The sequence below is a fragment of the Nonomuraea insulae genome, from assembly GCF_042656245.1.
In genome coordinates this window covers 198321-209280 of record NZ_JBHSPA010000047.1, presented here as the reverse complement: position 1 = coordinate 209280, position 10960 = coordinate 198321, and the positions used below count along the sequence as shown (strand labels likewise).

The window sequence follows — 10960 nt, the reverse complement described above, 5'->3', positions numbered from 1 at the left end:
ATGTGTTTCCTGATGTACGCCTGCCCCTCGTCCGGCAGCTCGCCGAGTCCGACGCCCCCCGCCACTACTGGCACATGGGCGACGAGGACGGGCGGGCCTGGTTGTTCGAGGGCGTCGAGGGCGATGGCGAGCACTGGGCCGTCCGGCAGGTCGAGGTGGGCACCGACCGGGCCGCCCGCCGTTACTGGTGGCGGCACCTGCAGGACGAGCACGGCTTCCTCACCGATCAGCCGCTGGAGATCTGGGAGCTGACCGAGATCCCGCCGGAGTCGTTCGAGGCCGTCTGGGACGCGGCCGGCTGAGGAGCGTGTCGATTCCGGGGCCGCCCGATCGACGTGTCGGTGACAGGTTCGCACGCGACACGTGAGAGGAACGGGCCCGAAATGGACTGGAAGCTCGAAGGTGTGGCGGAGCGGCTGCGGCTCGTGGTGCCCGACATCGAGGCCACGCGGGCCGCGCGGGCCACGCGGAACACGCGGGCCGAGCCGGCCGGGTGCGGCGTCGAGGTGAGCGAGGTCGAGCACCACGGCGAGGACGGCGGCCTGGCCGACGGCGAGGGCTGCTGGTGGAAGTCGTTCGTGTTCTTCAACGATCTCGACGGGAACGGCTGGGTGGTGCGGGAGAGCCCCGGCGACGAGTGACCCTCAACGGGTGAAGCCCGCGACCCCGTGGATCATCAGGCGGACGGCCGCGTCGAAGTCGGCCTTGACCTCCTCGGGGTCGTCGGGCAGGTGCCCGTGCGTCTCGGCGACGACGAAGCCCGTGACGAACGCGTGCAGGACGTCGCTCGTCCGCCGCAACTCCGACTCCGGCACCCCGGCCAGGCGCAGCACACGGTAGAGCGTCTGCCAGATGATCAGCTCGCGGTCGGCGATGAGCTCCGGGTGGTTGTGCAGGTAGGACCACATGGCCGGGTGTTGCCCTACGTGCCGGTGGTAGGCCATCGCCAGGGCCCTGAGCTGCTCCTGCCAGGGTGAGCCGTCGTCCGGCGGCAGTTGCATGCGCTGGGCCGCCGTGGAGCAGATGAGCCTGATCAGCGCGTCCTTGTTCTCGACGTGGTGATAGAGCGACATCGGGTTGACGTCCAGCTCGGCCGCCAGCTTGCGCATGGACAGGCCCTCCACCCCGCCCTCGTCCATCAGGCGCAGTGCCGTCGTGCTGATTTCTTCCAGGGTCAGGGGGGCACCCCTGCGCGCGCTCGCAGCCATACACCGTATGGTAGCGTCAGCCATACACCGTATGGCTGAGGAAGGGAGCAACCATGGCGAGGATCCCCGCCCCGCAGGGCCTGCCGATCGTGGGCAACACGCTGCAAATCCCCGCACACTCGCCGGTGCAACACTTCATGAAGGTGGCCTCGGATTACGAGGAGGGCATCTTCCAGCTCGAGATCGCCGGTCGCCGGGTCGTGCTGGTCTACGACCCCGACCTGGTCGCCGAGGTGTGCGACGAGAGCCGGTTCGTCAAGCGGATCAACGCCCCCCTGTCGATCGTGCGCGACTTCGGCGGCGACGGCCTGTTCACGGCCGAGCTGCACGAGCCGGTGTGGGGCCAGGCGCACCGCATTCTGATGCCGGCCTTCAGCCAGCGCTCGATGAAGGCGTACTACCCCCAGATGCTCGAAGTCGCCGACCAGCTCGTCGAGTCGTGGGCCGGCCGCCAGGGGGAGGACCTGCCCGTCGCCGACGACATGACCAGGCTGACGCTCGACACGATCTCCCTCACCGGGTTCGGCTACCGGTTCCACTCGTTCGACTCGCCGGAGCTGCACCCGTTCCTGAAGGCCATGGGCGGCGCGCTGACCGAGGCCATGCTGCGCAACCAGCAGCTCCCGTTCGTCACCAAGCTGAAGAAGAAGCACGAGGAGAGCTACCGGCGCGACATCGCCACCATGCAGGCGCTGGTCGACGAGGTGATCAAGCAGCGCCGCGCCGAGGGCGGCGGGGGCGCGAAAGACCTGCTGGGGCTCATGCTGGAGGCGTCGGACCCGCAGAGCGGCGAGCGGCTGTCGGATGAGAACATCCGCAACCAGGTGCTCACCTTCCTGATCGCCGGCCACGAGACCACCAGCGGCCTGCTCTCCTTCGCCCTGTACAACCTGCTGCGCGAGCCGCACACCCTGGCCCGCGCCTACGACGAGGTGGACCGCCTGCTGCCGGGCGACGAGCCGCCCACGTACGAGGCGATCATGAAGCTGGACGTCATCCCCCGCATCCTGGACGAGACGCTGCGGTTCTGGTCGCCGATCCCCGTCTTCGCGGTGAGCGCCATCGAGGACACCATGATCGGCGACTACCTCATCCCGCGGGACCAGGGCGTCGCCGTGCTGCTGCCGCCGCTGCACCGCAGCGCCAAGGCGTGGGAGCGGCCCGAGGAGTTCGACATCGACCGCTGGCTGCCGGAGAACAAGAAGGAGCACCACCCGGGCGCGTACAAGCCGTTCGGCAACGGCGAGCGGGCCTGCATCGGCCGGCAGTTCGCGATCACCGAGGCCAGGCTGGCGCTGGCGATGATCCTGCGGCGCTTCGCCCTGTCCGACCCGAGCGTCTACCGCATGAAGATCAAGCAGACGCTCACCCTCAAGCCGGACGGGTTCACCCTGCGGGTACGCGAGCGGCGCGCCCACGAGCGGGCCACGGTGGCCGAGCAGGTCGAGCAGGACAACGAGCAGCAGGACGTCGCCGTGACCGGCGTGCCGCTCACCGTCGCCTACGGCTCCAACCTCGGCACCAGCGCCGACCTCGCGGAACGGCTGGCCGAGCGCGCCGGGCGGGCCGGGTTCGCCACCACGCTGACCACGCTGGACGAGCTCCAGCCGCCCGCGGAAGGCCTGCTCGTCGTGGTGGCCTCCTCCTACAACGGCAAGGCCCCCGACAACGCCCAGCGCTTCGACGCCCTGGAGGCGGTGCCCGATCTGGCCGGCGTGCGGCTGGCCGTGCTGGGCTGCGGGAACACGCAGTGGCCGACGTACCAGGACTTCCCCAGGCGCGCGTTCGAGAAGCTGACCGCGGCGGGGGCCGTGCCGCTGATCGAGCGGGGCGAGGCCGACACCGACGGCGACTTCGACGGCGACGTGTCCGCCTGGACGGCGCGGCTGTGGGCGGCGCTGGCCGAGGAGTACAGCGCGTCAGCGGGCAGCGTGGGGCCGCGCTATGAGATGGAGGTGCTCACCGAGGCCGAGGTCAGGCCGTCGGTGGTCTCCGAACGGGCCTTCCCGCTGACCGTCGTCTCCAACGAGGAGCTGACCGGCGACCCGGCCGGGCTCTGGGACTTCTCGATCGAGGCGCCGCGCCCCGGCGTGCGCTCGATCGTGGCTCGGCTGCCCGAGGGCGTGACGTACTCGGCCGGTGACCACGTGGCCGTCTTCGCCAAGAACGACCCCGAGCTGGTGGAGTGGGCGCTGCGCTGCCTGCGCGTCCCCCGCGACCAGGTCGTACGGCTGCGCGCCGCCGGCAACACCCACCTGCCGGTGGACACGCCGGTGACGGCCGGGCTGCTGCTGAGCGAGTTCGCCGAGCTGCAGGAGGTGGCCACCCGCTCCGACCTGGAGGCACTGGCCGCCCACACCTCCTGCCCGTGGACCACGGGCCAGCTCGCCGAGCTGACCGGGAACTACGCCGACGAGATCCTCGCCAAGCGCGTCTCCCCGCTGGCGCTGCTGGAGCGCTTCCCGGCGATCGAGCTGCCGCTGCCGGCGTTCCTGGAGATGGCCGGTCCGATCAAGCCGCGCTACTACTCCGTCTCCTCCTCGCCGCTGGCCGAGCCCGGCCTGGTGCGACTGACCGTCGGCCTCGTCGAGGGCCCAGCCCTGTCCGGCACCGGCACCTACCAGGGCATGTGCTCGGCGTACCTGGCGGGGTTGAAGGAGGGCGAGCGGTTCTACGGCTACATCCGGGTGCCCGCGCCCCCGTTCCGCCTGCCGGACGACCCCGCCACGCCGGTCGTCCTGGTCGGCCCCGGCACCGGGTTCGCGCCGCTGCGCGGCTTCCTGGAGGAGCGCGCGCTGAGCGGCGCGACCGGGCGCGCCGAGGTGTTCACCGGGTGCCGCCACCCCGAGCACGACCTGCTGTACGGGGCCGAGCTGGCCGCGTGGGGCGAGGCCGACGGGGTGACGGTGCACGAGGCCTACTCGGCCGTCGCGGGGCATCCGTACCGGTTCGTCCAGGACGCCGTCGCCGCCCGCGCGGACGAGGTGTGGGAGCTGTTGTCGCAGGGCGCCCACGTGTACGTCTGCGGCGACGGCCTGCGCATGGCGCCCGCCGTCAGGCAGGCACTCCTGGACCTCCACCGGGACAGGACCGGCCGCGACGGCGCCGAGTGGCTGGCCGGGCTGGAGGCGGAGGGGCGCTACCAGCAGGACGTGTTCGCCTAACAGAACACGCTGGTCAGCGCCTTGTCCAGGGCGTCGGCCGGGACTTCGCCGGTGTACGGGTTCGCCGAGAGCACGAGGGTGCGGCCGTCGTCGGAGCGCAGCGCGTAGGTGAGGTAGCCGAAGACGCCGCCGCTGTGGCCGTAGACGCTCTTGCCGCAGGAGACCTCGAACTCCTGCAGGCCGAGCCCATACCCCATGCCCTCGCCCGCCGGCCGGGTGGTGCGCATCTGCTTCAGCGCGGAGGCGCTGGTCAGCTTGCCGGACAGGAGCGCGTCGAAGAAGCGGGCGAGGTCGGCCGTCGTCGAGATCATCTCGCCCGCCCCGTACTCCAGGGACGGGTTGACCCGCGTGGCGTCCACGGCCTTGCCCTTGACCAGGGCGTAGCCGTGGGCGTACGGGCGGGGCATCGAGGTGTCGTGGCCGGGCAGGTAGGTGTGGGTCAGGCCCAGGGGGCGCAGGATCCTGGACTTGATCGCGTCGGCGTACGTGCCGCCCGTGAGCTTCTCGATCAGCATGGCCGCCACCACGTAGTTCGTGTTGGAGTAGTGCCAGCCGCCGCCCGGCTTGAAGTAGGGCGGCCTGGACAGGCCCACGGCCAGCAGTTCCTGCGGCATCTGGTCGTACAGCGTCTCCACCGGGCGGAAGTCCCTGATCGACCAGCCGGGGATGCCCGCGCCCGCGTAGTCGAACAGGCCGCTGGTGTGGCCGAGCACCTGCCGCACGGTGATCGTGCTGCCCTCGGGCAGCGCGCCGGGCAGATGTTCGGCCACCTGGTCGTCGAGCGACAGCTTGCCCTCGTCGGCGAGTTGCAGCACGACGGTGGCCACGAACGACTTGGTGACGCTGCCGATCCGGAAGTGGCCCCGCGCGTCGGCCGGTCGGCGGGAGGTCATGTCGCGGTAACCTGCGGCGGCCGTCCAGTCCTTGCCGTCCGCGCTGACCCGGACCAGCACGGCCGCGGCGGCCTTGGTCTTCACCAGGGCGTCGAGTTGTTGCTTGAGCGTGTCATTGGCGGGGCTGAGGGTGGTCAAGGCGAGCGTGATGGCCACGGTCTTCGTGAGAATCATGGGGCAACGCTAGGAAACACCGACGAGCCGGACCATGGGGAAGAACCATACGATGACCTGCGGAAAACCCCAACTGTCCTTTATCGACAATTCGGACTTAACCCTTCATTCTTGGATATAACCGCAGCATGTGTGACATATCCGTGGAACATGCTGGAAACCTTTCCACGGCACTGTGGGAGCCTCTGGAAAGGGGGCAGCGAATGCTGCTGCGACTGAGGGTGTCGTTGCCCGACAGGCCGGGCGGCCTGGGCCAGGTCGCGAAGTCGCTGGGCACGCTGGGAGCGGACATCCTGCAGATCACGGTGCTCGAACGCGAGGCAGGGCGGGCCGTGGACGACTTCACCGTCTCCTGGCCAGGGCAGATGAGCGCGGCCGAGGCGCGCGAGCGGCTGTCCGCCGTGCCCGGCATCCGGGTGGAGGGCGTGTGGCCCACCCGGGAGATGCCCGGCTCGGCGCCCGACTACGACCTGCTCATGCACGTGGCCACCGAGCCCGCCAGGGGCTTCGCCACGCTGGTGGACGCCCTGCCGGGGCTGTGCGGCGCGGAGTGGTCGGTGGCGGTGGCCGACGGCGCCGTACGGCATGCCTCGCTGGCCGCGCCCGCCGAGATCGAGCTGCCCGAGCCGCCGCCGCGGGCCATCACGGTGGGCGCCAAGGAGCTGCAGCTCATGCTGCTGCCCGTGGTCACGGCCGGGTTGCACGTGGTGGTCGCGCGGGCGGACGGGCCGGTGTTCCACCGCGCCGAGGTGGAACGCGCCGCCCGCATCGTGGACGTGGTCTCCAAGATGGCCGCACGGGCGTAGGTGATTGACCGAACAATCATCTGGTCACTAACGTGAACGGTCTGATCGTGGTGAACAGGAGCAGCCCTTGACCGTTCACGAGCCCAGTGTCGGCCGCTACTACGAGGACTTCACCATCGGGGACGTCTACCAGCACCCCATGGGACGGACGATCAGCGAGGCGGACAACACCTGGTTCACGCTGCTGACCATGAACACCAACCAGAACCACTTCAACGCCCACTTCGCCGCCAAGGCCCCCACCGGGAAGATCATCGTGAACTCGGGGCTGACCGTGGCCATCGTGCTGGGCATCTCCGTCATCGACGTCAGCCAGACCGCGATCATGAACCTGGGCTGGGACGGCATCAAGCTCACCCACCCGGTGTTCGTCGGCGACACCCTGTACGCCGAGTCCAAGGTGACGGAGAAACGGGAGTCCAACTCGCGCCCGTACGCCGGGATCGTCACCTGCTACACGCGCGGGCTCAACCAGGACGGCGACGAGATCATGTCCTGGACGCGGACCGTCATGGTCTACAAACGCGACGCCCCGTACGACAAAGGCTATTTCCCCCAGGCCAAGACCGGCCCGCTCTGAGGATTAGAGGCACATGGACTTCGAGCTGACCGACGAGCAGAAGGCGTTCCGCGAGGCCCTGCGCGCGTTCGTGGAGAAGGAGATCCTGCCGGTGGCCACCGAGTGGGAGCACTCCGGCCGCTATCCCACGGAGATCATCGACAAGATGAAGCAGATGGGGCTGTTCGGCCTGTCCGTGCCCGAGGAGTACGGCGGCATGGGGGCCGACATGGTGTCGTTCGCGCTGGTCTTCGAGGAGATCGCGCGGGGCTGGATGGGTGTGGCGGGCACGATCGGCTCCCACTCGCTGGCCTGCTGGATGATCGCCCGGCACGGCACCGAGGAGCAGAAACGCCTGCACCTCGCCGACCTCGCCACCGGCGCGCGCCGCACCGCGATCGCGCTGACCGAGCCCGGCGCGGGCACCGACCTGCAGGGCATCCAGACCCGTGCGGTACGCGACGGCGACCACTACGTCGTGACCGGCACCAAGACCTGGATCACCAACGCCCGCCACGCCGACCCGCTGCCCGTCCTGGTCAAGACCTCCGTCGTCGAACCGGCCCACAAGGGCATGTCGGTGCTGCTCGTCGACCCCACGCTCGCGGGCTTCTCCGTCAGCCGCGACCTGCCCAAGCTCGGCTACAAGGGCACCGAGACCTGCGAGGTGGTGCTCGACGAGGTGCGGGTGCCGGTGTCGTGCCTGCTCGGCGGCGTCGAGGGGCGCGGCATGCAGCAGGTGCTCGGCGGGCTGGAGATCGGGCGGGTCAACATCGCCGCCCGCGCCGTCGGCGTCGCCCAGGCCGCGTACGAGGCCGCGCTGAACTACTCGCGCGAGCGCACGGCCTTCGGGCAGCCGATCTCCGACTTCCAGGCCATCCAGCTCAAGCTCGCCGACCTGGCCACGGAGATCCAGGCCGCCCGGCTGCTCACGTACTGGGCGGCGTCCCAGGCCGACGGGGGCAAGCGGGTTGACATGGAGGCGGGGATGGCCAAGTACTTCGCCTCGGAGGTGGCTCTGAAGGCGTCACTGGAGGCCATGCGGATTCACGGCGGTTACGGGTACTCGCAGGAGTTCGTGGTCGAGCGCCTCTACCGGGACGCGCCGCTGATGGCGATCGGGGAGGGGACCAACGACGTTCAGCGGATGGTGATCGCGCGTGCGCTCATCTCCGGGAAGGGCAAGGTCGGCTGGTAGGGCCTGGTCGGGGGCGTCCGCACCTGCCTCCATATCCTGGTCGAAGGGACGAATTGCGCAAGCGAGGGACGGCATGTCTGACCAGCGAGACCACCCCGGCCCCGATCACGGCCACGGCCACGGCCACGGTCACGGTCCTGAGGATGGGCGCGGGGGCTCGCGGCGTCGGGGGATCGGGGCGGTGCTTAGCAGGGTCATGCACGCCGTCGCCCCGCACAGTCACGACACGGCGGACAAGACCGACAGCGCCCTGGAGTCCAGCAGCCGGGGCATGCGCGTGCTGGCCATCTCGTTCGCCGTGCTCATGGTCACCGCCGCGATCCAGGCCGTCACCGTCGTGGCCTCGGGCTCGGTCGCGCTGCTCGGCGACACGCTGCACAACCTGGCCGACGCCCTCACCGCCGTACCGCTGGCGATCGCGTTCTCGCTCGGCCGCCGCGCCGCCACCCGCCGATTCACCTACGGGTACGGCCGCGCGGAGGACCTGGCGGGCATCGTCATCGTCCTGCTCATCACCGCCTCGGCCGCCCTGGCCGGGTTCGAGGCCGTCCGGCGGCTGCTGGATCCCCAGGAGATCAGGGCCGTGGGCTGGGTGGCCGCGGCGGCGGTGGTCGGGTTCGCCGGAAACGAGTGGGTGGCCCGCTACCGCATCAAGGTGGGCAGGGAGATCGGCTCCGCCGCCCTGGTGGCCGACGGCCTGCACGCCAGGACCGACGGGTTCACCTCGCTCGCCGTCCTCCTGGGAGCCGGTGGCGCCGCGCTCGGCTTCCCCCTCGCCGACCCGATCGTCGGGCTCCTGATCACGGTCGCCATCTGCTTCGTCCTGCGCGACGCGGCGCGCGAGATCTACCACCGGCTCATGGACGCCGTCGACCCCCATCTCGTGGACGAGGCCGAACGCATCCTCGCCGGGGTGGCGGGGGTCCGGCACGTGGAGTCCGTACGGTTGCGCTGGATCGGCCACGCGCTGCACGCCGAGGTGGAGATCCTCGTCAGCCACGACATGTCGGTGGTGCGGGCGCACAAGGTGGCGGTCGAGGCGGAGCACCGGCTCATCCACGACCTGCCCCGCCTGAGAGCGGCCACCGTCCACACGGACCCCGACGGCCCGGAGGGCGCCGACCACCACGCCTCCCTCACCGCCCACCGCACCCCCTGAGCGGCGGATGTCGGAAAGGGGAGTGACCACCGGCGTACCCGCCGCATCACCCGCCCCGAAACGGGTAAGTTGGGCTGGGTGTCCGCCGCCGCCCTGCCTGCCAAGCCTGCCCGCACACCCACGACCCCGTCGGCGAGGCTCGCCTGGCTGGACGCCCTGCGGGGCATAGGCGCGCTGGCGGTGGTGGCCGAGCACCTGCTTCCCTGGTTCCTGCCGGGCCTGCGCCCCTACTGGTTCAACCTGGGCATCTACGGCATCCTGGTGTTCTTCCTGGTCAGCGGCTACATCATTCCCACGTCCCTGGAACGCCACGGCGACGTGCGCGCGTTCTGGATCAGCCGCTTCTTCCGCCTCTACCCGCTCTACCTCGCCGTCATCGTCGTGATGCTGGCCCTGGCCTGGTGGGTGCCGGTGCGGGAGGCGGTGCCGCGCGACGGCAGCTCGGTGGCGGCGCACGCGACCATGCTGCTCGACGTCGTCAGCGTTGGCGGGGTGGCCGACACGATGTGGACGCTGTCGTACGAGATGGTGTTCTATCTGCTGGTCACGGCGCTGTTCCTGACGCGCGGGCACGAACGCAGCGGGCTGCTGTCGATGGTGTTCGCGGCCGCGGCCGTGGTGGTCGGGCTGGTCTCGTCGGGGGCGGTGCTGGCGGGCGGGTGGCCGGCGTACGTGTCGTGCGCGGTGTTCGTGGTCGCGCTGGCGGGGGTGGTGCTGGGCAGGTTCCGTACGGCGGCGGCCTGCGTGCTCGGCCTGATGGCGGTGGTGTTGCTGCTGATGAGCAGCCGGGTGCCGTGGCTGGGTGTGGCGGTGCTGGCGGTGATGTTCGCGGGCACGGCCATCCATCGGTGGGAGCGCGGCACCGGCCGGTTGTGGCCGGTCGCGGTCACCACGGCGCTGGTCGCGATCTCGCCCCTGTGGGCCATCGAGAGCGGCTGGTGGTGGGTGCAGGCCGATGTGTGGATCACCACGATCGTGCTGGCCGGGGCCACGTTCGCGGGCGGCATGGCGTTGCGCGGGCGGCGGCTGCCCCGGGTGCTCGTGTGGTTCGGGCTGATCAGCTACTCGCTCTACCTGGTCCATCATCCGCTGCTGAAGTATTTCGTGCAGATCAGCGGTGACCTGCGGCGGGCGGAGGTGCCGTACCAGCTGGGCATGGCCGCGCTGGCCGTGGCGCTGATCCTGGGCGTCAGCGCGCTCAGCTACCGGTACGTCGAGCGGCCCATGCAGGCGCTGGGCCGCCGCGTCTCACGCCGATATCGTGGCGGGCTCCAGCGCGGAGGCGACACGGGGGTGGCGGGACAGGGCGCGGGCGACCACGGGGTCCTCGGCCATGAGGAAGGCCAGGTGCCTGACCGCGTGCGCGACCACGTTGCCCAGGTCGACCCGCTCCGGTGACGGTGTCGCGGGGGCCTGGCCGCGGGCGATCTCCAGCACCGGCACCGCGGCCGCGGGCAGCCAAGGCTCTGGATCAGGGCAAATCGCATAGGTAAGAACGATCTCGCCGCCCGATTCGTACCGCCAGCTCGTGGAATGCAGGACGGTGTCCGGGTCGCCCGGCGCGACGCCGCTGAGCCGCCGCGCCGCCTCGTCAGGGCTTTCCCCGCGTAGCGGCCGGGTAATGGCATGCCGGTATGACCAGCGATTGTCAGTGCCCACCCGTAGCATGAGCGTCTCAACCGAGACCACGTGTCTTCCCGTCACCACCCATAACTTACTGCCAGTCATATGCAACTGCGTTCCATAGGCATATTGTCATCCGCTCTTGCGACATCACGGTGGGCCGGGTTGTAGTCGAT

Annotated in this window: 10 protein-coding genes; 8 read left to right on the top strand and 2 right to left on the bottom strand. The window is 70.2% G+C overall.

Translation table 11 applies throughout. The annotated features are described in order from the left end of the window. The first annotated feature begins 2 nt into the window (after positions 1-2). Together ACFPZ3_RS38180 and ACFPZ3_RS38175 are read left to right on the top strand one after the other, a co-directional pair. Positions 3-302, top strand: coding sequence for a hypothetical protein (locus tag ACFPZ3_RS38180; RefSeq protein WP_379519212.1), 300 nt, complete (start codon positions 3-5; stop codon positions 300-302). Positions 303-383: 81 nt separating this feature from the next. Next, positions 384-641 carry a hypothetical protein gene (locus ACFPZ3_RS38175; protein ID WP_379519211.1) on the top strand — a complete coding sequence of 86 codons (258 nt, stop codon included), beginning with the start codon at positions 384-386 and terminating at the stop codon, positions 639-641. 3 nt (positions 642-644) lie between these two features. Here ACFPZ3_RS38175 and ACFPZ3_RS38170 read toward each other — a convergent pair whose 3' ends face one another. Continuing rightward, positions 645-1208, bottom strand: a complete 564-nt coding sequence (locus ACFPZ3_RS38170; protein ID WP_379519210.1) for a TetR/AcrR family transcriptional regulator — start codon at positions 1206-1208, stop codon at positions 645-647. 53 nt (positions 1209-1261) lie between these two features. Here ACFPZ3_RS38170 and ACFPZ3_RS38165 point away from each other — a divergent pair, with 53 nt between their 5' ends. Then, positions 1262-4372 carry a bifunctional cytochrome P450/NADPH--P450 reductase gene (locus tag ACFPZ3_RS38165; RefSeq protein WP_379519209.1) on the top strand — a complete coding sequence of 1037 codons (3111 nt, stop codon included), beginning with the start codon at positions 1262-1264 and terminating at the stop codon, positions 4370-4372. Here ACFPZ3_RS38165 and ACFPZ3_RS38160 read toward each other — a convergent pair. Next, positions 4369-5439 (bottom strand): serine hydrolase domain-containing protein, encoded by a 1071-nt coding sequence (locus ACFPZ3_RS38160; RefSeq protein ID WP_379519208.1) that lies wholly within the window; start codon positions 5437-5439, stop codon positions 4369-4371. The two genes, ACFPZ3_RS38165 and ACFPZ3_RS38160, sit on opposite strands and share 4 nt — an antisense overlap. A 203-nt stretch (positions 5440-5642) precedes the next feature. Here ACFPZ3_RS38160 and ACFPZ3_RS38155 point away from each other — a divergent pair, with 203 nt between their 5' ends. The 5 genes from ACFPZ3_RS38155 (at position 5643) to ACFPZ3_RS38135 (ending at position 10559) form a co-directional block, all read left to right on the top strand. After that, positions 5643-6245, top strand: coding sequence for an ACT domain-containing protein (locus ACFPZ3_RS38155; RefSeq protein ID WP_379519207.1), 603 nt, complete (start codon positions 5643-5645; stop codon positions 6243-6245). 67 nt (positions 6246-6312) lie between these two features. Then, a complete protein-coding gene (locus ACFPZ3_RS38150; RefSeq protein ID WP_379519206.1) occupies positions 6313-6825 on the top strand; it encodes a MaoC family dehydratase in 513 nt (170 codons plus the stop codon). A gap of 13 nt (positions 6826-6838) precedes the next feature. Continuing rightward, positions 6839-8002, top strand: coding sequence for an acyl-CoA dehydrogenase family protein (locus ACFPZ3_RS38145; RefSeq protein ID WP_379519205.1), 1164 nt, complete (start codon positions 6839-6841; stop codon positions 8000-8002). Positions 8003-8183: 181 nt separating this feature from the next. After that, entirely contained in the window at positions 8184-9161 is a 978-nt protein-coding gene (locus tag ACFPZ3_RS38140) for a cation diffusion facilitator family transporter (RefSeq protein WP_379519204.1), read from the top strand. 78 nt (positions 9162-9239) lie between these two features. After that, a complete protein-coding gene (locus ACFPZ3_RS38135; RefSeq protein ID WP_379519203.1) occupies positions 9240-10559 on the top strand; it encodes an acyltransferase family protein in 1320 nt (439 codons plus the stop codon). The last annotated feature ends 401 nt before the right edge of the window (positions 10560-10960 follow it).